Below are 24,365 nucleotides of genomic sequence, written 5' to 3' on the forward strand. Positions count from 1 at the left end.
AGCACCGGTATCACCGGTGAGGTCTTGGATCATGTCGTCAACATCGATGTCGCCATCGCCGTCGGCGTCAGTACCGCCATTATCCTTCCAAGCTTCGAATGCTGATTGACCAGCTGCGCCGGTATCACCCTTCGCACCTGTGTCACCCTTAAGATTTTGGATCATGTCGTCAACGTCGATGTCACCATCGTCGTCGGCATCAGTACCGCCATTATCCTTCCAAGCTTCGAATGCCGATTGACCAGCTGCGCCAGTATCACCCTTCGCACCTGTGTCACCCTTAAGATTTTGGATCATGTCGTCAACATCGATGTCGCCATCGCCGTCGGCGTCAGTACCGCCATTATCCTTCCAAGCTTCGAATGCTGATTGACCAGCTGCGCCGGTATCACCCTTCGCACCTGTGTCACCCTTCGCACCTGTGTCACCCTTAAGATTTTGGATCATGTCGTCAACATCGATGTCGCCATCGCCGTCGGCGTCAGTACCGCCATTATCCTTCCAAGCTTCGAATGCTGACTGTCCAGCTGCGCCGGTATCACCCTTCGCACCTGTGTCACCCTTAGCACCGGTATCACCGGTGAGGTCTTGGATCATGTCGTCAACATCGATGTTGCCATCGCCGTCGGCGTCAGTACCGCCATTATCCTTCCAAGCTTCGAATGCTGATTGACCAGCTGCGCCGGTATCACCCTTCGCACCTGTGTCACCAACAGCACCCGTTGCACCAGTATCACCCTTGGCCCCTTTAGGCAAAGTTATCTTCTCACCATTAGAAAGATTCAGAACGATATTGCCGTCAGCATCAGTGGCGTAGTCCGTTATGCCAACACCATTTTGGCCATCCTTACCATCGTTAATGGTGTAGTCTTGACCGTCAATAGTCAGCGTATAACCTGTGACTTTACCGTCTTTGGTAATCGGCTCAACGGCAATCATTGAGTCAGCACCGTGGTGAACCGTAATTTCCTTACCATCTGAGAATTCGATCACCGTATTGCCATCACCATCAAGTCGCTGGCCTGTAATTGTAAGTGGTGTGGCAGCATCCCCAGATGCACCTTTGTCACCAACAGGACCTTTATCACCTTGTGGACCTTTTTCGCCGACCGCGCCAGTTGCACCAGCCTCACCGGTTGCGCCTTTGTCACCAGCTTTGGGTTTAGCAACGTACATGACCCAGATATCTTGACCGGTCGTATTAAAGGCAGCATCAGCTTTGCTGTCATCAGGTAGGAAGTTAATTTGGCCGCCGTTCATATCGGCCGTTGCGTAATAGTACAGGACACTGGTATCAAGAGTACCGCCAGCATCCGGTAGGTTCAATCCTTCACCGCTCAACTGATCAGGAATGTCATAATCGTTCGAGTAATCATAGCCTTCTTCACCAGAAACATTCTCAGGCGCTCTTAGTTCTACACCATTAACATCCTGGTAAACATAATGAACCACCCCGGTGCCGGTTTCGGGCGCAACTACTGTGTAGGTTGCAGTAATTGTGGCAGAATCATCCTGAGCGCTATCAGAACTTGAGAACAATGTGGCGGATTGATTAGCTGAAATGCCCTCAGTACCTATCGCGCTCCCGTCAATAACGGTCGGATTAACTGTATAGCCAGATATTACTTCCGGCGTAACGGTCTTAAACGCTGTGTCCTGAGTCCAAGCACCATATTCAACCACGGTATCTGACGGATCGTTTTCATCCGTGGTGTAAGTGCGACTGAAGGTCAGTTCTTGCTTATCAAGTTGCTGAGTTTCACCATCCTTGATCGCATCAACAATGATGGTCAATGTCTTGTGCGTTTCATCGTAGTGCTTAGCAGTTGGATCGTCTGGTGCTGGATGAACAACTAACTTCGGATCCTTGGTATAGGTAACCGTAACGTTCGCTGTCTGGTCCGCATCGCCGTCTGCGGCCTGCATCAAGGCTACCAGAGCATCAACGTTTGAACCATCATCCGTCGACGTTTTGCTCGCGACAATCTGCTTGTCGGCAGTATAGCCATCATAAGTGGTTGGGGTGTATTCGCTATACGTGTTCGCGACTGTCCAATCGCCGTAAGCCGTCGCTTCATTGCTGTCGCTGTTATCGTCTTTTTGATATTCGCGGGTCAAAGTGACAGTCTGAGTGTTCTGAATCGTCTTATTGCCGTCTTTGACCTCGGTGACCGTGACAGTCAAGGTTTTGTGGGTGGCGTCGTAATGCGGGTCTGTGGTTGCTGTCGGCGGCTGGTGCCACTGCAAGTTCGGTGTATCCGCAGTGTAGTTAACATTACGAGTCACGACAAAAGCGGTAAACCCATTCTTACCAACAAAACCACCACCGACGCCACTCACGTTGCCTACTGTTTTAGCCACCCCTTGCAAATCCGGGGATTTGATATCCTGGTTTGTTGTATCATCAATAACAGCCTTTGCCCCAGCAACGACCGGCACGTATTGTGGAGCGTTTGTGATGCCACTCAGCAAAATGGTATCGTCACTACCGGGGGTCCCTGACGGATTGGTTGTCCAAGGCGTGTAGTGAATGGTGCCACTATCATCGATGGTCGCAGTGCGGTAAATCGAAGTACCTTCAATCTCTTTATCCGTTGGTAAACCAGAAACGTCACCAGTGTAGTGAATATGCGTGCCAACTGTGGCAATCAGATAACGAGAAGTGACCCCAATCGGATCACCATCATTTTGGTTTCCTGGCTCAGTCGGCGTATAAATGTGTGGCCCATTTGCTTTGTACACAATTTTGAGACTCTGTGTATCGCCTGTTTGGATGATATAGCTGCTGGCAGTCGGGTCAGTCTCGACGGTGTAGCCATCAACGGTTTTATTCAACCCAGCAAAATCAAGCGTATCACCCGTCACGCCTGTGTAGTCAACACTGCTTTGCCCATCGGTGTTCTGAAGACTAGAGCCTGCTTCATCAACGAAGGATACTGTTACTTTCCATTCTTTGGCGAAAGTAATCTTAACAACGGGCATCCCCTCGGCAAACTTCAATGGGGCAATTGTGCCATCACCGGCAAGTTGATAACCAGTGACCGTCTTGTTAATACCAGCAGCGGTCCAGTCCACATCGGTATCGGGTTGGCCGCTTAACGTGTAGACAGACTTACCATCCGTGTTCGTCACGGCTTTGCCATCAGTATCAACCAAGTTGACCGTCAAAGTCACATCAGGAATCTTTTCGAAGACGATTTTAACTAGGTTACTATCGCTATCGGTTACCGTATAGGCAGTAGATGTGCCATCGTTTTTCAGGCGGTAGCCAGGTAGCTCTTTATTGATATTGGCCTTGGCAAAATCGGCTGAGGTGAGGACGTCTCCCACGGCGGCATCAATCTGGTAGGTGGTGGTGTAACCATCAAGGCTGATGACCGTACCATTGTCATCAACAAGTTCGACCAGAACCCCGGCCTTCTTCTTGTACGCAATATCAACAGTCGTATTGTCCGCCACAATCGTCGTTGCGGTAGTGGTACCATCAGTCACCAATTCATACCCGGCGATATCCTTATCGATACCAAGCTTGGAGAAGTCAACAGCTTCCCCGATTGGGCCCGTGTACGAATAGGTGTTCTTCTTGCTACCCGCTTCAACCAACTTGCCATTTTGATCAACCAAATTAACAGTGACCGTGCCCGTAGGAATCTTGTCGTAAACCACATCGAAAACTTGATCATCCGAGGAGGTTACTGTGTAATACTGCGTTTTTGATTTGGAAGCCTCCTGCATCGTATAACCTGGCACATTAAAGTTCCAGTACTTTGCGGGAGCGATGGCAGATCCGGCAGTGTACCCTGTACTGGTACCAAAAGTTGATTTACCCTCAGTATTTTTGACGGGGTTACCGTCTGGATCAACCAAATTAAAGGTCACATTGTGCTTCTTCTGAGTATAAGAGATATCGACAGACTGCGGAGAATCCCCATACGTCAGTGCTGCACTTGTGCCGTCATCAGTAAGCGTCCAATCGTCAACAGTCTTATCAATTTGACTAAAATCAACAGAAGCACCAAGAGTACCGGTCAGAGTGACTGATTTCTTAACTTGTTTGGTTGGATCCGATGCGCTAATAAAATTAACCGTAATCGGAGCGCCTTGCGTTTTCTTCCCTTGATAAGTGATGGTGAGTTCGGAAATACCATGATCTTTGAACTCATTCGGGGAATCAAGTCCTAGGTCAGCCAATGATGTGGTCAAGTCCGCAAAGTTAGTCGCCTTGGCAAACGTGCTCTGAAGTACGGATTGCGTGGTCGAATCTAGATTGGTCGTGGTTTTTGCTGGACTGAATTCATAGTTAGCTGGCGCGCTCAGTGGGGTAAAGTCGATATTCCCATCTAGCGGTAAATCAATGCTTTGGGCGGAATCGGGAATTTCGTTGCCGTCATCATCCAGGTACTTGTAATTAACGGTGAACGTTTCTGCAACCGGCGCAGTATCACCGGTATCACCGGTATCGCCCGTGCTTCCTGTACTCCCCGTGTCGCCTGGATTAAGTACTACGCCATCATCGTTTGAAATCTGAATATCCTTCAACAAAGTGGGATTTGGTGACAGTGGCTGAACATAAATCCCCACATAACCACCGGATTCACCGAATAGCTGCTCCACAATGTCAGCCGGAAAGGTGTATTTAAAGCCACCGGCACCAGCCACGGTCGTGCTTGAGAACCAGCCCAGCAGCGGGACACCACCGGTCTCAGAACGATCACCAAAATCGAGCTGTACTGGATCCGACTCAGCGCCAGTAGTCGTGTTAACTAAGGTCACGCGTTCCAGATAGACCTCTTTTGGTAGGCCGTCCACGGTGACGGAAACAGGCTGATCAACAGCAATATGCCCACTGCCGTCATCAATCCCAGAGACAGTAATCGTTGCATGGACTTCCGTGCCACGAATGTTGACATATGCGTCTGAAGGCCTTGTTTCGCTAATTGTATCTCCGGCTGCCGCCCTCGTAACCTGAAGGCCAGAAGTACTTAGAATGCTGGGACCAATAATTGAGCCACCACCAATAACAGTACCGGCAAACATGGTGAATGCAAAACGCCAAAATTTTCCGGCCTTATACATTTTATAATCTTTTACGACTGGGTCATACGGTTTAAGTAGCGGACCCGATTTTGGTCTTGATTTCATCGTACTCCTCCTTATATCATGCCAAAGCATTGTACCCATATAAGATTAGCAGGGTTAACAACCCTACGTTGAGACGAGTATAGCATTCGTAAAAGCAACGTAAAAGTCAATTAACAAAAAGTTTTTTTGTTTTTTTGGGATTGGGTTTCGTGAAAATCATTGATATGACAAATTTCTATGTACACAAGAGCTAAGGTTGGAATAATTTAAAAATTTGTAGGAACAAAATATTTGTTGAAATATGATAGACCATGTTAACGATTGGTTAAGTCTCAGCACAGGAATACTAACCTAGTCAGCAGACGGCCTTGGTGATGGTTCTGGAGTGAAAACCACCCGTAAAACGGGTGGTTTTCACTGGGGCTATAACCCCCCGCTACTAGCTGCATCTCAAGGCGCTGGCCTCATTCACCGCGTTCAAGGCCTACTGCGATTGCCGCTTTAACTGCCTCTGGAAGAGGCTCGTGTCCCAATCTGACTACTTTGTTAGCTGCTTGATTGCTTCTAAACGGTTCCTCATATTCACAGACGCTCACCTTATCGATTGCGATATCGCTCTGCTCTTGACTCGAATGTGCTTGGCAACGGCGTCGCCGGTAAGCCCCACCATACTGACACAGTAACCTTCTGCCCAAAAGTGGCGATTGCCAAACTTAGATTTCAGATTCGCGTGTTTATCAAACATCGCCAGCACACTCTTACCTTTGAAATAGCCCATGTATGCGAACACGCTAAGCTTCGGCGGCATCTACCGGTTATTTTGGCCAATCCATTCAGAATATGGTTTAGGGAGTTTAAACATTCTTATCGGTCACTGCTCGTGCTGTTGGCTAAGTTGCCAGTAGCACCTGATCTCAGAAATTATTTGTTCATTATTTAACTATAATCCGTTCGTAAGCGCTTTCTTTTGTGCTATACTTTGTGTGAACATTTTAACAAAGTCTGAAGGAGGAACCATCAATGGACAACCAGACCCAACTTGTTACTGCCATGCAAACCCTCGCTGAGGCCCTCGAACATCGCGTCCCAGCGGCTGCAACAACTAAGCTCATCAGCGAAACCGCAACCAGCCTCGCCCAATGCAATGGGGTGGCTTTTACCGGCACCTTCCAGCAATTTCTCAATCGAGTGCCGGTCACGAAATTCTCGGATGGTTTATCCTTCACCCCTGAAGAACACCGCCTCTGGCAACAAGTGGAAGCACACAAGCAGCTCGGCAATAATCTTTGGGCCGCCCGCGTTTAGCGCACACAAAATCAGGCATGACCATCGTGGTCATGCCTGATTTTTATCTAGGGGCCACCATGGTGAGCTGAATGCGCTCGCGTTGCAGATCCACCGATTCAATCCACACCTCGACGACATCCCCCACTGCAACCACTGTTTTGGGATCACTGACAAAATGGCTCGCCATTTTGGACACATGCACCAGACCATCGTGCTTGACCCCAATGTCCACAAAGGCCCCGAAGTCCACCACGTTGCGAACGGTCCCTTGCAGCTGCATCCCTGGCTTCAAATCTTCTATCGTGAGCACATCCTGCCGTAGCAGCGGCGCGGCTAGGCTGTCTCGCAAATCACGTCCCGGATGCTGCAGGCTGCTGATGATGTCTTCAATGGTTTCGGCGCCCACGCCAGCGGCCAAAAATGGCGCGGGGTCGACTTCAAGGACTTGTGCCACTTCATCAGTCCCCACTGCTTTGGACGTCAGGCCAGCGACTTTCAGTAATTGCTTGGCCACCGGATAACTTTCCGGATGGATATCGGTATTGTCCAACGGCTGTTTACCCCCGATGATTCGCAGGAACCCCACCGCCTGCTCATAGGCTTTCGGGCCGAGGCGCGGCACCTTCCTAAGTTCCGTACGACTTTCATAGCGGCCATGTTCATCGCGGTAAGCCACAATGTTTTGAGCGATGGTTTGTGATAACCCCGAAATCCGCGCCAACAGCTGATAGCTAGCGGTATTGAGATTAACGCCCACCCGATTGACGGCCCGCTCGACCACGGCATCGACCTCATTGGCCAACGCCTTGGCCGGCAAATCATGTTGGTACTGACCGACGCCGACTGAGGCGGGATCGATTTTTACCAGCTCCGCCAAGGGGTCTTGCAGGCGGCGGGCAATGCTGATGGCGCTACGTTGCTCCACGTGCAGGTCGGGGAATTCATCCCGGGCTTCCTGGCTGGCTGAATATACCGACGCCCCGGCTTCATTGACGATAACATAATAAATTGGCCATGCCACCTGTTTGATCGTTTCCGCGACAAAAGCCTCTGACTCGCGGCTGGCGGTACCATTCCCAATCGCAATCATGGTCACATGGTACTGTTCAAGCAGCGCCACGAACTCACCGGCAGCCGCCCCCCGCTTAGCTTCAGGTGCGGGCTTGTGAGGATAAATCACTGCTTTCGCAAGGAATTTACCATTTTCATCCACAACGGCGAGCTTACAGCCGGTGCGGTACGCCGGATCAAAACCCAGCACCACCTTGCCGCGAATTGGGGCCTGCATCAACAGGTTGTACAGATTTTGGCCAAAGACCTTGATGGACCGTTCCTCGGCGACCACTGTCAGTTCCCCGCGGGATTCGCGCTCAATGGCCGGGCCGATGAAGCGCTTATAGGCATCTTGGTAGGCGGATTCAATGGCCGCCGTGGCCTCGGTGACAGGCTGTTCGCCAAGCAATTTGAAGTGCAAATAGTGCATGATGGCTTCAGTATCCACTTGCACTTTCACCGTCAAGATTTTCTCTTTTTCACCGCGGTTAAGCGCTAAGGTGCGAGTCGCGGTCATTTTGGTGATGCTTTCGCTGAAGTCGTAGTACTGCCGGTATACGCCTTTCTCATCGAGGGCGGCGGCTTTGGGTTTCAGCGCCGCCGTGATGTTACCAGTGCGCGTGGTGTAACCGCGGATCCAACTGCGCAAATCAGCGCGGTCACTGAAGGTTTCCGCCAAGATTTCATGCGCGCCAGCTAAAGCTTCGGCCGCTGTTGGCACTTCGGCAGTGACGTACTTTTCGGCCGCAGTGGTGATACTGGTGTGCGGAAATTGCAACACCCAATCGGCCAGCGGCTGCAGGCCTTGGACTTTGGCGATGGCGGCTTTGGTTTGGCGCTTTTGCTTGTAAGGCAAATAAAGGTCTTCCACCTCTTGCAGTTTGGTGGCGGCATTGATTTTTTGCGCCAAGGCCGAGGTCAGTTGCCCCTGCTCCGTGATGCTTTTGATTACTGCAGCTTTGCGGTCCTGCAGCGCCGTGACTTGCTGATAGGCGGTTTCAATGGCCTGAATTTGCACTTCATCAAGGCTTCCGGTCATTTCCTTGCGGTACCGCGCGATGAATGGGACGGTGTTGCCATCCTGCATCAAGGTCAGCACGGTACTGATTTGATGCACACTAATATCGGTTAGACTTTGATGCACGAGTTGTATGGTTTGAGCTTCCAAGCGCTTTCTCCTGCTTTCTTCATTTGGTGATGATAGGTCTTATTTTAATCGAGATGCGGCCGCTTGGCCAACTTGCCACCAAATCAGTCGGCATGGCCCAGGCTCGATACTAGGCTTAATCTGTAATCCCTAAAATCAGTTTGATTTCTTCAGTACTCAAACCGGCCGTTTGCTCGACGCCGCCAAGGACTTGATCGACGAGGTCGCGCTTTTTAGCCTGAAGTTTGATGATCTGCTCCTCAATCGTGCCTTTGGTGATTAGCCGGTACACATCCACCGCGTGCTTTTGGCCAATGCGGTGGGCGCGGCCGGTGGCTTGATCCTCAACCGCAGGATTCCACCAGAGGTCGACCAGAATCACCACGCTGGCGCCGATCAGATTTAGGCCTGTGCCCCCCGCTTTCAACGAAATCAGAAACAGGGACTTCTCACCGGCGTTGAACGCATCGACCATTTGCAGACGGTCCTTCGGCTTAGTGTCGCCGGCCAGCCGGAAATAGTCTTGGTGCTGGGCATCTAGGCGTTGCTGAATTTGGGCCAACATCTGAGTGAACTGGGAGAAAACCAGCACCTGTTTGCCGCCATCAAGGGCCTCATGAATCAAATCATCAAGCTGATCGAGTTTGCCCGAGCCGCCGCGATAATCGTCCAGGTACAGCGCGGGCGTATCACAAATTTGTCGCAGCCGGGTTAAACCGGCGAGAATGGCAAGCTTGTTTTTGACCAAGCCACTGGGAGACAGGCCTTTGACCTTCACCTGCATTTGCTGAAGCTGGGCCAGGTACACGGTCTTTTGAGCCTTCGTCATTTCGTTATGCAAGTTGAACTCGCTTTTGGCCGGGAGGTCCTTCAACACCTTGGCTTTTTCACGCCGCAGGATAAAGGGACTAACGCGCAACGCGATTTCTGCCGGAGTCAGCTGATTAAAGGCGCGCCTGCTTGGCAGCAGACCAGGCATTACCAAGGCGAAAATGGCCCAGAGCTCTTCCGGTCGGTTTTCGATCGGCGTTCCAGACAGCGCAAAGGTATTCTTAGGTTGCAACTGCCGCAGTGCTTGGTTGGTTTTGGCACTGCTGTTTTTGACGTTCTGGGCCTCATCCAGCACCAGATACCCTAAATCTAGCGCCGCATAGGTTTCTGCGTCACGCAAGGCACTGCTATAACTGGTGATCAAAAGATCCGCCCCCGCCGCAATCACAGCCTCCCGCTCGGCCTTGCTGCCGTCCACCACGACGGCTTGCAAGGCTGGAGTGAACTTCTCACACTCGGCGCGCCAGTTATACAGCAACGACGCCGGTGCCACCACCAAATCAGGCTGGCCTGGTTGATGGCGGGCCGCCAAGAACGTCAACAGCTGCAGGGTTTTGCCGAGGCCCATTTCATCGGCCAAAATTCCGCCGAAGCCGTGCGCATCCAGCATTTCTAACCACTGCACCCCTGCCACTTGGTAAGGCCGCAGGTGAACATTGACCGAGGCCGGCACGTTCACAGGATACTGTTCTGGCTGCCTCAAATCAGCGGCAATCTGGTTAAATTGCGCATCAAAAGTGGCTTGATCACCCAGACTGGCTTGCACCACCAAGGCCTGGGCGGCAGAGACCTGCATTTGGCCGTACTTCAAGGTGCCATGGCGCAGTTGTGTTAACGCCTTCGAGAGATGGCGCAGTTGCTCGTCCACCATGACAATGCCACCATCACCGCGCTGCACGTATGGTTTGGTGCCATCCAGTTGAGCCAGCACCTGGTCAATCGCCGCTGGGGCAATGCCGTCAAAGCTAAATGCGACTGTTAACAGGCCGCCGGCTTCGCTGACTGCCACCTGCGGATTCAGGTCAGCGCCGGTTTGCTGTAACGCCGATAGTGCCGGGTCAATGGTTACCACGCCGTTTTGCTTGAGGTTCGGCAATTCGGCAGTAAAAAAGTGATACAGCGTCTCGCCATCACTAAAGTTCTGATGCCACGCCCCATTGGCCGGCCAAAAACCAAGGTTGCGCAGATAATCTTGGGCCTGGGCTTCTTGGGTCGGATTACGTTCAATGCCACCCACTGGCGCATTTTCGGCAAGCAGTTGGTCGCCATACGCATACTGCAAGGTCAGATCAAGCTGCTGATCATGCCGCGTCAGGTTGAAGTGCGCCACCATTTGCGGAACCTTAATCGTATCGGCTTGAACTTGGCCCACTTGCCCGAAAAAGTGCATGAATTCCTGGAGGGCGGCCATTTCATCAGCGCGAAAATGCAACAACGGCCCCTTGCCAGTGTGCTGGTCAATCGCCCAACTCAACTGGTTGAGAAGCTGATCCAGGTTCCCGGTTTGCGCTGGGGTGAGCTGAAAGGCATGATTAGCCGCCATAATCAGGCGTTCTGCCGGTATTAGAATACTGAAGGGCTGGTTGACCGCAACCGCAAAACCCGTTCGATCACGCGTAACCTTCAGCTTGAGGGGACTTTGGCTAACATCGTATGGCGCAACGTTGAACGACCGATAAACCTCACCGTCATCAAAGGGTTCAAAACGAAACGCTGCGAGTTGATTAAACACCGGCGTCAGCGCCGTCACCTGGCCGACATTCAGCATGGCCAATTTGCGCGGGGCATTCGTTGAATAATACAAATGGTCAGTTTCCACTGGTGCCGTCACACTCAAGGCATCCAACACGGCTTGTTCTGGTGCGTCAAATGCAGTGTGACTTAAACTTAACTGCGCCTTCCCGCCAGTTTGAAAGGTGGCTTCTTCATTGTAGGCGCGCAAAAAGCCCTGCATATCGCCCACCACATACCACCGACCGCTGGCCTCCCCAACGCGCAAGGTCACGAAAAACCGCGGCTCGTCCAAATACGCTTCGCGGCGGTACTGGCCGATGAACAAGGTCACTTCGAGTTTCAGCGGTCCAGACCCAGCGGCGTTCAACCCATGAAAATATTGCACCGGCGGTAGCGCCAAATGTGCCACCAATTGGGCCCCACTGGAGGCCGGGGCCTGGTGGTGTGACCGCATGGCGACGCTAGTCGGGGCATCCGCTTGCTTCATGGTCAGAATCACGGCGGCAATGTGTTTACAGTAATCATGGTCAAAAAAGTACGGGCAGTCACACCAATCATCGGCCTCATCCGCCGCCACCACCACGTTGTAGGCTTCGGTGCCATACACCGTCGCCTGTACGAACCCGACGCTTTCATCCACCTGGTTGATTTCAACCTGACCGGCCCTCACCATTTTCCGTCCCCGGGTCCACATGACACTGGGCATTCGCCGTTCCAAATTCATCTTTTCACCTCAAGGTCTAACCACTAACAGTAAGTCTACCCTAGTCCCTTTGCCGCAAAAACACCAGGCGGTCAGCACTGGACAAGGTCGGCGCATACCGATAATGCGGGTCGTCAAACTGCTGCAACGCTTCAACTGTCTGCACCTGATGCTCGGCGGCAAAGCGCACCATCGCCCCGCGCGCCTGCTTTGCCAACGTCGCGCGCGTTTTGACCTGACCGGCGGCCAAATGACCAAAGACGATGTCAATCATCTGATCTTGGGGTTTCAGGTATGGGGTAATGGCTTTGGCATATTCTTGCGAGGCCAGATTAATCACCGGGCCTTGCCAGTTCAAGGCCTGATACAAACGCTGGCCCCAGAACTGATAGAGGTTTGGAGCCGCACCGACTGCAAACCGACTGCCCATTTCCAAGCGGTACGGCACTATCGCATCAAACGGCCGCAGCACCCCGTAAAACCCTGAAAGAATGCGCAAGTTCGCCGCCAAGTAATCGAGGCCCGGGGCCGTCAGCAGATCCGGCGCCATGCTTTGATACTGCAAACCGACATAGCTCATCACCGCCGGCGTAACTTGCTGGCGCAAATCCAGCTGCTGCAGCCAGGCATAGTTGGCTTGCGCTAGACGGTCACTACACTGCCATATCGCCTTAGCTTCCGCATATGAAAGCTGGCGCATGGCGGCCAGCAGTTGCTTGGTTTGCGGCAGAAACTGCGGCCAGGCCGTCGAAGCAAAGTCATCTGGGGCGACTTGCATTTTTTTGGTAGGTGAAATGATGAATTGCATGAAAACTATCCTTTCTTCAGGGCAAGGCGACGCGTGCATCGGCGGCGCACTGTGGTACACTGAAAGCGCATTCCTAAACTAGCCTTAAAGGAGCTGACTATGAATAATTACTTAGCCGCCAGCGAGCGGTATGACACCATGCAGTACCGCCGCGTGGGCAACAGTGGTTTGAAACTATCCGCTTTGTCGCTGGGCCTCTGGCACAATTTTGGTAGCGTCGATCCCTTAGCCAACCAGCGCCAGCTTTTGCGCCATGCCTTTGACCTAGGCATCACCTGTTTTGATTTGGCCAATAACTACGGCCCAGAACCGGGCAGCGCGGAAACGAATTTCGGTCGGTTGTATCAAGCCGATTTTAAGCCTTACCGCGATGAGCTGATCATCACCTCCAAGGCCGGCTACACCATGTGGCCTGGCCCGTATGGGGATTGGGGCTCACGCAAATATATCATCGCCAGCTGCGACCAAAGCTTGCGCCGCACTCAGCTCGATTACTTCGATATTTTCTATTCCCACCGTTTCGATCCGGAAACGCCGCTTGAGGAAACGGCCTTGGCGCTGGATCAATTGGTCAAAAGCGGCAAGGCGTTGTACATTGGCCTTTCCAACTACGGCCCTGAAGCCACTGCCAAGATGACGACCATTTTCAAGGATTTGAAAACCCCATACATCATTAATCAAGACCGCTACAACCTGTTCAGTCAAGAAAAGGCCAAGGCGCTGTTCCCGACTTTGGCCGAAACCCATAAAGGCGCGGTGGTCTTCAGCCCGCTGGCGCAAGGCATGCTGACAGGCCGCTACCTCAATGGCATTCCCGCCGACTCGCGCGCAGCGCGCAAGGACAGTCCTTTCCTGAACGTCGAAAAAGTGGAAGCGCAGCTCGCCCAGATCAAGGCCCTCAACGGCATCGCCGAAAAACGCGGCCAAACGCTCGCTGAAATGGCGCTAGCTTGGGACTTGCGGCAACCCGTTGTGGCGTCGGTCATCATCGGCGCGAGCCGCATTAGTCAATTGGATGATAACGTCAAGGCGTTGGACAATCTCACCTTCACCGCCGACGAAGAAGCCGCCATTGATCAAGTCCTAGCCTAAACTTTAAACCGTCGCTACTGCGGCGGTTTTTGATTCCACTAGGCGAAGGCCGCGAAAATCGGTAAAATGAAGCTTAAGGACCACATTCTCTAGATTGAAGCAGGTGAGGCTATGAAGCTCATTTTAGCTATTTTACTCCTCCTCTACGCAGGTGCAACGCTGACCGCCGTATTCGTCAATGGCCGGCAAGTATTAGCCAAGCACACCTTGACGATTGGCGGCGCCGCGAGTCTGCTCTTGGGGCTATGGTGGCCGATCTTTGTGCCGCTGGGCCTCCTTGCGCTTTTGGTCGCAGCCGTAATGAATGGCTTACGCATGTACGGCGAAATTCATTTTTCGCATTTGGCGGTGCGGCTAGGCTACTCGCTGGTGGTGATGCTGCTTTGGTGGTACGTCTGGGGTTAACTGGAATCAAAAGACGCGGCTGGGCCGCGTCTTTTGTTTTGAACGATTAATTCATTCTTTGCTTCAACGCGGTAATAAACGCTGCGGCATCCCCAGTGAAAGTGTAATCCGACTGGGCGAAAATTGGCGCCTGCGCATCGCGATTAACCGATACCACCAGTTTGGCTTGCGTCATCCCCACAATGAACTGCGTCGCGCCGGACACCCCAAGATTGAGGAGAAAATCAGGCGCAATGGTCGTGCCGCTTTGGCCAATTTGTTGCTCCACGGTGAAGTCAGGCAAATCTGTCAGCGGCCGTGACACCCCAACGCTGGCGCCAAGGCGGCTGGCAATTTCACGCGCATTGGCGATATCAGCCGGCGTCGCTGCCCCGCGGCCCAGGGCCAGCACTTTGTTAGCACTGGCGATGCCCGTAGCGTGCGACACCCGCACAGTTTCATCAACCACTCGCCCCTGGGGGCCGGTGGTTTGGGCCACCTCAACTGGCGTGATTGCTGGCATGGCTCCGGCTACTTTTTCGGCGGCAAACGTGTTTGGCCGCACTGACGCCATTTGCGGGCGCCGGTCTGGGCAGGTGATTTCACACATCACATTGTCGCCATAAGAAGGTTTCACTTGCACTAATAAATCGTCTTCATAGAAAAAGTCCAAGCAGTCGGCGGTCAGACCCGTTTGCAGCGCTGCCTGCACCCGCGGCGCAATCGAGCGGCCCAGTGGCGTGGCGCCAAACAGTACCGCGTTAGGCTGATACTCTCTTGCCAGCGTGGTTAAAGCCCCTGCCATCACCTCATCACTGGCCTGAGCATAAGCGACATTTTGACCCAACAAGATTTCATCGGGGCCATACTCACTGATGGCTTGCTCAAACTGCTGGTCCGGCGCTTCCAGTAAAACCACCACCACCTTTTTGCCCTTCGCGATGGCTTTGGCCTTCGTGATCAGCTGAAAAGTGACGGGATTAATCCGGGCGGGTTCACGCTCGGCCACGATCCAAATTGCTTCTGTCATGTTCTTGCCTCCCTTAAATCAGGCCATGCTGCTGCATGATCACCAGCAACTGATCAACGGCTGCCGCTGGTTCGCTTGGCAACGCCGTTTGCGCACGGGTCTTGGCTTCAGGGGCGTACACCTTGCGCACCACCGTTGGCGAGCCTTTTTGGCCGAGCTTTTCGGGATCCAAATCCAAGTCCGTGTCCCGCCAAATCGTGACCTGCTTTTCAAAACTCTGCTGAATGTGCAGCGGCGTTTCGTAGCGCGGCGTATTGGCCTCTGCCCGCACCGTGATCACCGCTGGTAAGGGCAGTTCAACGGTTTGGGTCAGACTATCAAGATCGCGCACCACGGTCAGTTGGTTGCCGTTAGCGGTCAGCTGGGTGGCATAGGTCGCCTGAGGCTGGTTCAAGTTAACGGCCATGATCGGCCCAACCTGACCGGTGTCGGCATCCACCGCCTGCCGGCCGAGCAGCGTCAAGTCGACATTGCCGATTTGGCGGACCGCCTGCGCCAACACATAACCCGTCGACAAGGTGTCGGCCCCAGCGAAGGCGCGGCTGCTCAACAGATAGGCACTGTCGGCCCCCATCGCCAAGCCATCGCGTAAAATTTCAGCAGTGGAATCCGGACCCATGCTGAGTAGCGCCACTTCGCCGCCCACGGCATCGCGCAAGCGTAGCGCGGCCTCAATGGCGTTTTTGTCGAAGGGGTTGATCCGCCCACTCATACCACCACGCATCAAGTTGTGGGTGACAGGATCAAATTTAACATTATTGCTTTCTGGCACTTGCTTGATACAAACTACTATTTTCATCAGCGCGCCTCCCTACTTGGCCAGTTCTGCCGCCGCGATTGCAGCGCGCATCTTTTCGACGGTGCCTTCAGCGATTTCCAGCGCCCGGGCATCAGCAATTAGATGCGCCAGCGGATAGTCCCGGCTGTAGCCATAACCGCCGAAGACTTGCAAAGCGTCATCACACGCTGCGACCGCCGTGCGCGAACCGTAGGCTTTAGCCATCGTCGCTTCTTCGCTATAAGGCTGACCCGCCGCATGCAAGGCGGCGGCGTTCTGATACAGCAGGCGCGTGGTTTCGCGACCCATCGCAATATCCGCCAGCTTGCGTTGAATACTACCAAGCTCGCCGATTGGAGTGCTACCGGCTTTGCGCTCTTTGGCATAGCTGGTGGCTAGCCCGAGGGCGTGATCCATGATGCCCGTGAGCACTGCCCCCATCAAAATACGGGCATCGTCATGGGCTGAATCGCCAATTTCGCCGCCTTGGCCCACCTTGCCCAGGAGGTAATCGTCGCTGACCCGCACGTCATTCATGAAGATTTCACCCACTGGCGTGCCGCGCAGTCCAATGAAGTTTTCCCGCTTTCCAAAGGCAAAGCCTGGCATATCCTGGTCCACCACGAACACTGACAATTCTTGCGGACCGGTTTTGGCCAAGACACAGTACACTTCAGCTAAGCCGCCGTTGGTGATCATAATCTTGTTGCCGTTAAGGACCCAATCGCTGCCTTGCCGCACCGCCGTGGTCCGAATGCTCATGGGGTTGGAGCCACCGGTCGGTTCAGTCATGCCGAAGCCAAAAATCCGCTGGCCGGCCGTTGGGAAATACTTGGCCTGAAGCGCTGGGGTCCCGTACTTCAGCATTTGATAAACCGTTTTGTAGTGACCTTCGAGCGTCGCTGCCATGCTGGCATTGCCTTCTGCCACGCGGCGCACCACTTCAGCGGTCACTTCCGGACCAAAACCGGCCCCACCGAATTCATGCGGGAGCATCACACTCAAAAAACCGGTCGCCACGACTTGCTCGAACAAGCCGTCGGGATAACGGCCGGCATGATCGATTTGCAAGTCCAACGGGGCGATTTCGTTGGCGGTAAATTCACTTGTCATCCGCAGCAACATTTGCTCCTGCGGGGTCCATTGTTTTGCCATCGCTGACTTCACCTTCTTTTATTTGATAAATCGCTTACAAGAACTATTGTACACCTCTGCACATGGCTTGCCTATCCTGTTATATTTATTTCTTATAAACTGTATTAATATCCGTGGCCGATAAAACTGCTTAATCCTGAATTTTTCGCCATTCTTCGCGGAGAATGCCATATTTCACCGAATCGTAATATTGTCCCTGCCAAAAGCAAACCTGCCGAATCCGGCCTTCTTCTTTCATCCCCACGGCGGCGCCGAGCCGCAGCATCCGCTCATTGCCTGACCAAGTGGTAAAACCCAGATGCGGTAAGTCTGTGATGGCAAACAAGTGGGTCAGCCATAGCCGCAGTGCTTGGCGGCCAAGGTGCTGGCCCCATAATCCTTCCCGGTAGATGACTAGCCCCACTTCGAGCCACCGCTTCAAATCACCGTCTTCATAATAAGCAGAAATGGCTCCGACCAGCTCACCATCGCTGACGATTACTTGCCTTAGAGGATTGGCCACCCACCGCCTCGCCGCTAAAAATTCCGCTAAAGTCGGCGCGACATCATGGAAATATGGTCCGTTCCATTTGGTCCATTCCGCGTTTGGGTTACTGTAAGCCAGTTGCCACAGTGTCGTTTGTTCGTCTGCCCGCAACGGGCGGATTGTGACGGTCATGTCATCCCCTCCTTGAATTTAGTGTACCGGAAAGCGCCACAAAAACAATGGCGCTGCCGAGAAGGCAACGCCATTGCGCCAGAAACCTAAATTAAGCAAGACTGTCGCCGCTTAGTGTTCACGCCGGCGCAAGCCTAAGCTGCTTAGCCCAGCCAGCAGCGCCCCCAAGCCCACCAAAGCAGGATTAATGGCCTCACCGGTTTTTGGTAAGGCGCGCTGGCCATGGCGCTGGCCATTATGGTGAGCACTGACGGTTGGTTTCCCAGGTTGATTCTTGGCCGTCACGATTGAAGGCTTGCCAGTCTCAGTGCTTGGTTTTGGCATTGGTTCCCCACTAGGTTGACTCTCGTCACTAGGCGTTGCGGTCGCCTTAACTTCAAGTTTAGACAACCCTAGTTCGGCCAAAACCCCAGCCTTGGCTGCCGGCGCCAGGGTCAGGCGAATGCCAGCAACTTCATCAAAGTTAATGGCCAGGCGGGTAATCAGCTGCTTGCCATCGGTCGTGCCGATGGTCTGCCAAGTGTCACCAACTTTAACGGCGACGGTGCCAGGTACTTGCCCAACCACCACAAACGAGTGCATACCAGTCAGTGGCGTGGTGAAGTTCTGCTCGATGACGCCACCTTGCGTTGGATCAGTCAGTTGCGGCGTGAAAGTCGTTTCGGTCGTGCCGTCAAAGACATTTTGCACAGCCTGGCCGGTGGCACTTTCGACATTGTCTAGGGCCAGGCCGGTGCCACTATAGGCAGAGAATTCACGAATCTGAAGCCAGCTATCGGTCGGTGCATCGGCGACAACGAACAGATACTGTGCTTCGACTGGGCGGCTCAGGTCTAACTGATACAAGCCGGTCGCGGTGACATGGCCGATCACCACTTTGTCACTACCATCTGCTTTCGTACCAGCATAAACGATGGCCGAGGTGAATAGGTCACCAGAGGTTGCCGCGTCTGACGTCCCTTGATGCAAAATCACGCGCTGAACCGACTCGACCTGTCCCAGATTTAAGGTTAAGGTGTCGCCTTTCGCCACATTGCGGGAACTCCAGAACTTGGTGCTTGCGTCGCCATCAGTCATGTTTGCCGCACTGTTACCTTCATACTGCGAAATGTTGGTGCTGGCTGTGCCAGTCAATTGGGTGGCCTCACTCTTAATCGGCGTGAGTTGTAACCATTGGTCAAGCGCCTGGTAGGCGGCACTCAATGCCACCTTGAATTGACCATCGCCCACGGTTGGGGTAATGACTGGATTCGGCTTGCCAGTGCGGCTGTTCGGTACCGCCTTAGCTTGCGCTGCCGTGACTTCAGCAGCCATGGTTTGATAACTTACGCCAATTTTTGCCTCAGAAGCCTCGGCCTTTTGCGTTTCATCCATGATGGTGATACCAGCCAATGTCGCTTTTGCCCAATGTGAGGCGGCATTGATCCAAGGCAAAGCATCGTCATAAAAGCCTGATACTGCAATTGTTTTCAGCGTCGTTGGCGCGTTGACGAGCAGTTCCAGATGTTGCTGCAAGGCTGCCAGGGCTTTTTGATAAGCCGGCGTCCCGAACTTGGTATTTTGATAGTCAGCGAATAACCCCGCCAGGATTGGGGCCTGTACCCGCTGGTCTGCCGGCGCATAGTTCCAATCTTGATTCAAATCAACGAAAGCTTGCAGCGCCGCGAGCTTCGCCGGGTCAGTACCAGCGATTTCCTTCAGCACATGATACAGGGACTGCTGAGGGTCATACTGGCCAGCATTCCACATGTAATCCGAAAAGCTGCCAATGCCAATCCAAGAGGCATACGGTTCAATCATCGGGTTAGCGGTAAAGCCGTCAGTCACCTGATACAAATCGTCCGCCCGGCCGCTCACAGGATTCAGATACAACCGGTCTTGGTTCGAGTCGTTGACAGGGAAATTATCCCAAATGAACATGTGCTCAGTGTTATAAGTTCCCTTCGCCTTGGTGATCGAGTCGGCACTCAAGGTCCCAGAAAAGACGCCTTCGCCGGTCCACTGCATGCGAATGTTCGAATCCAGTGATTGGCCTTGTGCTTCCTTGAACGGGTCACGCGCCGAGCCATTGTAGTTGGTTGGCACTAGCCACAAGTCAGGCAATTGGTTGACCTGGATATACTCACGCTCTAACCGGTTCAGGTAATATGACTGCGCATCAGCTAACGTCGACCATTGATTATACGGGTAGTTCGGCGTGGCATGGGCCGGAAACTTGGCTTGGTCTGCCGGTGTCACACTCAGCGGAATATCATCCAGCGCAATGTAGAACTGAGTCACCCCAATGCTGCGCAGCTGATTGAACTTGGCCACCGTCGCTTCATAATCGGCCTGACTGGAATAGGTGATGTCATTGCCTGGTGACAACGTATAAACAAAGCTGACGTGGTTGCGGTTGGCTTCATCCACTAATGACTTGATCGTTGCCAGCGCATCATCAGGATACAAGTCGCGCCAGTTCTTCCGCAGATAGTTATCGTCTTTGGGTGAGTAAATGTAAGTGTTCATGCGGTGTTCACCCATGAAGGCAAACAACTCTTTGCGGGCCTGATCGGACCATGGCTGGCCATAAAAGCCTTCGATGACCCCACGAATACTCATTTGCGGTGACTCATACACATCAACGTGACTCAGATCTTGCTTGGCCTGGGTCCGGTTAATCAGGTCATTCAAAGCGTAAAAGAGACCTGTTGCGTCTGTCCCTTGCACCGCCAGCACCGTTTGCTTGCCGATCGTACCGGCTTTAAGCAAGTAACCATTCGCATTCAGGGTGGTCACTGCCGCGCCATGCAGGTCAGCCACGGCCTTCGTGGTGGTGATATCGGTGGCTAAGCCATAATGAATCTGATCAAAACTGACCCCGGCTTTGGCCAATGCGGCAGTTGCTTGATCCGTCAAAGCCTTAGTGGCGGCGTCAACTGTCTCATCAGTGGTTACTGTGACACTGGTCTTGGCCGCTGGTGCGGCTGGCGCCTGTGCCATCGCCCGCTTAGTCGCAGCTGCGGGTGCCGTGGCCACTTCGGCTGTTTGTTCAGTCGCAGCAGGCTGCTTGGCCTGCGTTTCGGCGACGGTGTCATTTGCTGGCGCCGGGGCCTCTGCCGGTGTGACGGCAGGCGCCTGCGCGTCTGTTGCGGCCGGGACAGTCTCGGTCTCGCTAGCAGGCGCGACCTCAGTGTCAACCTCGGCACCAGATGCCGGCTTGTCCGCTGCAGCGACCGCTGTGGTGGCCGTGTCTGTTGCGGCCTGCACAGTTTGGCTGCTGATGCCCCCACCAGCAATGACCAAACCCCAAACCGTAATGCCGGCAACGACCCAGGCCTTGCCAGACTTATACATCTTAAAGTGCTTCTTCTCCATCTTTATCTCCTCCAATGTTGAAACCCATACCGGGTCTGTCAGATGGTCGGCGCATGTGCACCACAAGGAATATAACACCGATTTCGCTAAAAATGTAAGCGCTTTGCTTATTTCTTCGTTTGATTATCACGGTACTTTAATCGCATTTGAGGCGAGTCGCTTCACTTTCTTTTCCTGACCTGGGTTTATATAATGCAGGTGTTCTAGTCTAATTCTAATTTGGAGGCGATTATGATGACCAGTTATCCCCGCCGCGAGCCGGCGACTGACGCTCTATTAACCCCTGAAAATGCCGCTTTATTGGTGATTGATTATCAACCGACCCAGGTGGCTTCGATTCAATCGATGCCGCATCCCCAGTTAATCCGCAGCGTCAGCATGACTATCCAACTGGCGCAGCTGTATCACGTACCGATCATTCTCAGTACCGTTAACGTCAAATCTGGGCGCAATCAAGACACGCTGAAGGTATTGCGTGACCTCATGCCGGCGCAACCAAGTTATGACCGTACCAGTATCAATGCATGGGAGGATCAAGCCTTCCATGAAGCCGTGGCGAGAACGGGGCACAAAAAGCTGGTGATGTGCGCCTTATGGACCGAAGCCTGTTTAACGTTCCCGGCGCTGGATGCCTTGCGCGAAGGCTACCAGGTGTATCCTGTCGTCGATGCGGTCGGTGGGACGTCAACTTTGGCCCACGAAACCGCCTTGCGCCGCATTGAACAAGCCGGCGCCAACTTGATCACCAACGCCCAGCTCGCTTGCGAATGGCAGCGGGATTGGAACCGGACCGAGTTTGTCCCGGGCTTTGTTGACTTACTGACCGCCAATGACGACTTCTTTATCAACGTCTGAAATGTGTTCTACTGAACAAATGCAATGAGCGCTTGACTTTCTTTTCGGTTGCCTTAAACTAGCAGAATATTATGCCGAAAGGATCGATTGAATGCGCCCCATTATTGCTTTTACTGCTGACACGTTAACTGAACCGATGACCGCTGTGAATGACCAATTCGCCGATATGGCCCCGCGCCCGTTGAAAAACGCGGTGCTGGCAGCTGGCGGCGCGCCGCTCATCCTGCCCTTCCCTGATGATACTCACCTAGCAGCAGAAATGGCTGCGGCATACGTTGCTACCTTCGACGCCTTGCTACTCCCAGGGGGGCCTGATGTCGATCCCACTTTTTACGGCGAAGAACCCCGGCCGGAAATCGGTCGCACCGTATACCCGAAAGACTGCTTCGAGCTGGCGCTGATCAAAGCGACCCTCGCTGCGCATAAGCCAATTATGGCCATTTGCCGCGGCATGCAAATTCTCAATGTCGCCATGGGTGGCACCTTGTATCAGGATTTGCCCAGTCAAGACCCGCACGCCAGTCTACGCCACGCGCAAGCCGCCGCTGGTCAATACCCCACGCATCATGTGATCATGAAGGCCGATAGTGGTCTGGTGGGCATGATTGGCCAGCGCGCTTATGTCAACTCACGCCATCATGAAGCCGTGAAGGACGTGGCGCCTGGCCTCAAAGTGGCCGCGACCGCTCCAGATGGTGTCATTGAAGCCTTGGAAGACCCTACGCACGCCCAAATTTTGGCTGTGCAGTGGCATCCAGAAAATCTGTGGGAAGCTGACCCGGCGCAGCTCGCGCCGTTCAAGCAATTGATTGAACGCGCGCAAGCAGGCCACCTAGCGGCAACGACCGCCGTTTCCGCGTAAGGCAAGCATCAGCCACTTGTGGTATGCTTCGGCCAGAAAGAAGGCTTAACCATGCACGAAATTCCTGAAACCGTGGCCCAGGCCGAAGCCCTAGTCCAAAAGGCGCAGGCGAACGGCCAGCCCACTACCCTGGACGTCGTGATTGCCGGCGGGCTGCAAAACTGGATTCAAGAGCTGCTTGATGAAGGCAGCGAAGGTGGCTATCTCACCGCGAAGCTCTCCGCAACCGGCTTGACCATCACCGATATCACCGGTCAGACCCTTTACCAGGCGCAGACCCCCACCACCCTTGAGCTGGTGCCAGCATTCAAAACGGATGCCCACCACACCCTGCTGGCGATTCAAACCACCATCCGCGCGTTATACGCCCGCGGCAAGCTATAAAAAAGCAGTGATTGCACGCGCAATCACTGCTTTTTTGCTGCATTGGCTTTGAGTAGGACTTGAAAGTAAGGCGCCAGCCGCACCACCCGCGTCTGAATATCCGCCCATAACTCTTCCGGGTCGGCAAACAGCGGATCGCCGCGCAGATAGGTTTTGCCGACCAGAAACTCCGCTTTGGCTTGCGTTTGATACCGGCGCGCCAGCAAGTCGAAGTTGTTCAAATCCAGCGGCAACACCGCCTTTTTGGTGTGATCCGCCGCCAGCTCACTATCAGTCGACAACCGGCTCGCAAAGGTGCGAAGCGTATCAAACGGCACCTTTACCCCTGCTTGTTTGGCTTCTTGTAGCACTGCCACCCACACGAATAGCCGGTCATCCCACAACCCTACCTCTAAATGTGGGGTCATTTTGTAACCGCGGGTGCTCGGTGCCAAAGCCAGCCAGGTATTCGGCGGCGGATTCTTATGCCGGCGTAAATGCTTGGCCACATGCAGGGTTAACGCCGGCAAACCGGCATCAGCCAGCGTGGTTTGCAGCGAAGCCCCGACTTGTTCAAACTTCGGGTCCAACTGACTGCGAAGCAGCGCCAGCCGGCCGGTCAAGGTCGGCACATCAAATACCGTAAAGTCTTGATCCGTAAACATCGCTTTCGCCTCCCTATGCTATAATCTTGGGTAAACCCGGTTGCAATCGCAACCAAGGAGGACCTGACATGGCTGACGATGATCTTCAGCAACATCTTAATAATAGCATTTACGGACCGCCGCAGACCAACCCAGATGAGCGCCGTCAGTACTTAGGCTCGCTGCGGGAACGGGTCTTTTTGCGGATCCGCAATCAGGACATCGAACTGCCTCGCGCCTTGACCGCCATGCAGACCGCCCTCACGGCGCAGCAAGGCAGTGATTACAAACTCCTCATTAATGGCAAAATGGGGCCCGAGCTCACAGCGCCTTACATGACCGCTGCCAGCAAAGCCAACATCCAGTTCACCATGGTTAACGACGGCACGGCCAACCTGCGTCCTGAAGGCAGCGGCGTGTTACTGGTGGCGCGCCAGGCCATCAATCAACCCGACATTGACCTGCCTGCGCCTGAAACACCAGCGCCGAAGCCGGAAAAAAAAGGATGGTTCCACTTTTTCAGTTAAGGCCTTAGCGCTACC

Annotated in this window: 17 protein-coding genes and 1 pseudogene; 7 read left to right on the forward strand and 11 right to left on the reverse strand. The window is 53.6% G+C overall.

What is annotated here, in order from left to right; all coding sequences use genetic code 11:
* Positions 1–5,142, reverse strand: a 5,142-nt coding sequence (locus EKM90_RS07660) for a collagen-like protein (RefSeq protein ID WP_164507910.1), incomplete at its 3' end; no start/stop codon positions are given.
* Between the two features lie 600 nt (positions 5,143–5,742).
* Positions 5,743–5,890 (reverse strand): annotated as a pseudogene (locus EKM90_RS13235) (transposase); the annotation flags it as partial.
* A 212-nt stretch (positions 5,891–6,102) separates the two neighbouring features.
* Between EKM90_RS13235 and EKM90_RS07670 the strand changes: the two are divergent.
* A complete protein-coding gene (locus EKM90_RS07670) occupies positions 6,103–6,387 on the forward strand; it encodes a hypothetical protein (protein ID WP_125581336.1) in 285 nt (94 codons plus the stop codon).
* 43 nt (positions 6,388–6,430) lie between these two features.
* Here the strand turns inward: EKM90_RS07670 and EKM90_RS07675 are convergent, their stop codons facing one another.
* From EKM90_RS07675 to yaaA, 3 genes are all read right to left on the reverse strand, one after another.
* Positions 6,431–8,590, reverse strand: coding sequence for a Tex family protein (locus EKM90_RS07675; RefSeq protein ID WP_225422781.1), 2,160 nt, complete (start codon positions 8,588–8,590; stop codon positions 6,431–6,433).
* Between the two features lie 115 nt (positions 8,591–8,705).
* Complete coding sequence (locus tag EKM90_RS07680) at positions 8,706–11,858, reverse strand: DEAD/DEAH box helicase (RefSeq protein WP_225422782.1); 3,153 nt, start codon at positions 11,856–11,858, stop codon at positions 8,706–8,708.
* A 40-nt stretch (positions 11,859–11,898) separates the two neighbouring features.
* The gene (yaaA, locus tag EKM90_RS07685) at positions 11,899–12,645 is read right to left on the reverse strand and encodes a peroxide stress protein YaaA (RefSeq protein ID WP_125581338.1); all 747 of its coding nucleotides are present in this window, start codon (positions 12,643–12,645) and stop codon (positions 11,899–11,901) included.
* 99 nt (positions 12,646–12,744) lie between these two features.
* Here yaaA and EKM90_RS07690 point away from each other — a divergent pair, with 99 nt between their 5' ends.
* On the forward strand, positions 12,745–13,737 hold the full coding sequence (locus EKM90_RS07690; RefSeq protein WP_125581340.1) for an aldo/keto reductase: 993 nt from the start codon (positions 12,745–12,747) through the stop codon (positions 13,735–13,737).
* 111 nt (positions 13,738–13,848) lie between these two features.
* Positions 13,849–14,142: a hypothetical protein gene (locus EKM90_RS07695; protein WP_125581342.1), complete on the forward strand. Its 294-nt coding sequence runs from the start codon at positions 13,849–13,851 to the stop codon at positions 14,140–14,142.
* 46 nt (positions 14,143–14,188) lie between these two features.
* Here EKM90_RS07695 and EKM90_RS07700 read toward each other — a convergent pair whose 3' ends face one another.
* The 5 genes from EKM90_RS07700 to EKM90_RS07720 form a co-directional block, all read right to left on the reverse strand.
* On the reverse strand, positions 14,189–15,151 hold the full coding sequence (locus EKM90_RS07700; RefSeq protein WP_125581343.1) for an electron transfer flavoprotein subunit alpha/FixB family protein: 963 nt from the start codon (positions 15,149–15,151) through the stop codon (positions 14,189–14,191).
* Positions 15,152–15,164: 13 nt separating this feature from the next.
* Positions 15,165–15,950, reverse strand: coding sequence for an electron transfer flavoprotein subunit beta/FixA family protein (locus EKM90_RS07705; protein ID WP_125581345.1), 786 nt, complete (start codon positions 15,948–15,950; stop codon positions 15,165–15,167).
* A gap of 12 nt (positions 15,951–15,962) precedes the next feature.
* Entirely contained in the window at positions 15,963–17,084 is a 1,122-nt protein-coding gene (locus EKM90_RS07710; protein WP_125581347.1) for an acyl-CoA dehydrogenase family protein, read from the reverse strand.
* Between the two features lie 130 nt (positions 17,085–17,214).
* Positions 17,215–17,742 carry a GNAT family N-acetyltransferase gene (locus EKM90_RS07715; protein WP_125581349.1) on the reverse strand — a complete coding sequence of 176 codons (528 nt, stop codon included), beginning with the start codon at positions 17,740–17,742 and terminating at the stop codon, positions 17,215–17,217.
* A gap of 111 nt (positions 17,743–17,853) precedes the next feature.
* Positions 17,854–21,099 carry a beta-N-acetylglucosaminidase domain-containing protein gene (locus EKM90_RS07720; protein ID WP_125581351.1) on the reverse strand — a complete coding sequence of 1,082 codons (3,246 nt, stop codon included), beginning with the start codon at positions 21,097–21,099 and terminating at the stop codon, positions 17,854–17,856.
* A 234-nt stretch (positions 21,100–21,333) separates the two neighbouring features.
* On the opposite strand from EKM90_RS07720, the gene EKM90_RS07725 reads away from it, so the two are divergent.
* The 3 genes from EKM90_RS07725 to EKM90_RS07735 all read left to right on the forward strand — a co-directional run bounded on the left by EKM90_RS07725 (position 21,334) and on the right by EKM90_RS07735 (position 23,200).
* Positions 21,334–21,954, forward strand: coding sequence for a hydrolase (locus EKM90_RS07725; RefSeq protein ID WP_125581353.1), 621 nt, complete (start codon positions 21,334–21,336; stop codon positions 21,952–21,954).
* 91 nt (positions 21,955–22,045) lie between these two features.
* Entirely contained in the window at positions 22,046–22,816 is a 771-nt protein-coding gene (locus EKM90_RS07730; RefSeq protein WP_125581355.1) for a gamma-glutamyl-gamma-aminobutyrate hydrolase family protein, read from the forward strand.
* 51 nt (positions 22,817–22,867) lie between these two features.
* Positions 22,868–23,200: a hypothetical protein gene (locus tag EKM90_RS07735; protein WP_125581357.1), complete on the forward strand. Its 333-nt coding sequence runs from the start codon at positions 22,868–22,870 to the stop codon at positions 23,198–23,200.
* A gap of 23 nt (positions 23,201–23,223) precedes the next feature.
* On the opposite strand, the gene EKM90_RS07740 is transcribed toward EKM90_RS07735, so the two are convergent.
* A complete protein-coding gene (locus EKM90_RS07740) occupies positions 23,224–23,844 on the reverse strand; it encodes a DUF1054 family protein (RefSeq protein ID WP_125581359.1) in 621 nt (206 codons plus the stop codon).
* A gap of 68 nt (positions 23,845–23,912) precedes the next feature.
* Between EKM90_RS07740 and EKM90_RS07745 the strand changes: the two genes are divergently transcribed.
* The gene (locus EKM90_RS07745) at positions 23,913–24,350 is read left to right on the forward strand and encodes a YueI family protein (protein ID WP_125581361.1); all 438 of its coding nucleotides are present in this window, start codon (positions 23,913–23,915) and stop codon (positions 24,348–24,350) included.
* The last annotated feature ends 15 nt before the right edge of the window (positions 24,351–24,365 follow it).

Origin of the sequence: Lacticaseibacillus suibinensis (assembly GCF_003946175.1) — a bacterium.
In the GTDB taxonomy this organism is placed as follows: Bacteria; Bacillota; Bacilli; order Lactobacillales; family Lactobacillaceae; genus Lacticaseibacillus; species Lacticaseibacillus suibinensis.

Coding starts and splice junctions, on each gene's coding strand:
- EKM90_RS07670 (WP_125581336.1), top strand. CDS start 6,103: ATGGACAACCAGACCCAACTTGTTACTGCCATGCAAACCCTCGCTGAG.
- EKM90_RS07680 (WP_225422782.1), bottom strand. CDS start 11,858: ATGAATTTGGAACGGCGAATGCCCAGTGTCATGTGGACCCGGGGACGG.
- yaaA (WP_125581338.1), bottom strand. CDS start 12,645: ATGCAATTCATCATTTCACCTACCAAAAAAATGCAAGTCGCCCCAGAT.
- EKM90_RS07690 (WP_125581340.1), top strand. CDS start 12,745: ATGAATAATTACTTAGCCGCCAGCGAGCGGTATGACACCATGCAGTAC.
- EKM90_RS07695 (WP_125581342.1), top strand. CDS start 13,849: ATGAAGCTCATTTTAGCTATTTTACTCCTCCTCTACGCAGGTGCAACG.
- EKM90_RS07700 (WP_125581343.1), bottom strand. CDS start 15,151: ATGACAGAAGCAATTTGGATCGTGGCCGAGCGTGAACCCGCCCGGATT.
- EKM90_RS07705 (WP_125581345.1), bottom strand. CDS start 15,950: ATGAAAATAGTAGTTTGTATCAAGCAAGTGCCAGAAAGCAATAATGTT.
- EKM90_RS07710 (WP_125581347.1), bottom strand. CDS start 17,084: ATGGCAAAACAATGGACCCCGCAGGAGCAAATGTTGCTGCGGATGACA.
- EKM90_RS07715 (WP_125581349.1), bottom strand. CDS start 17,742: ATGACCGTCACAATCCGCCCGTTGCGGGCAGACGAACAAACGACACTG.
- EKM90_RS07720 (WP_125581351.1), bottom strand. CDS start 21,099: ATGGAGAAGAAGCACTTTAAGATGTATAAGTCTGGCAAGGCCTGGGTC.
- EKM90_RS07725 (WP_125581353.1), top strand. CDS start 21,334: ATGACCAGTTATCCCCGCCGCGAGCCGGCGACTGACGCTCTATTAACC.
- EKM90_RS07730 (WP_125581355.1), top strand. CDS start 22,046: ATGCGCCCCATTATTGCTTTTACTGCTGACACGTTAACTGAACCGATG.
- EKM90_RS07735 (WP_125581357.1), top strand. CDS start 22,868: ATGCACGAAATTCCTGAAACCGTGGCCCAGGCCGAAGCCCTAGTCCAA.
- EKM90_RS07740 (WP_125581359.1), bottom strand. CDS start 23,844: ATGTTTACGGATCAAGACTTTACGGTATTTGATGTGCCGACCTTGACC.
- EKM90_RS07745 (WP_125581361.1), top strand. CDS start 23,913: ATGGCTGACGATGATCTTCAGCAACATCTTAATAATAGCATTTACGGA.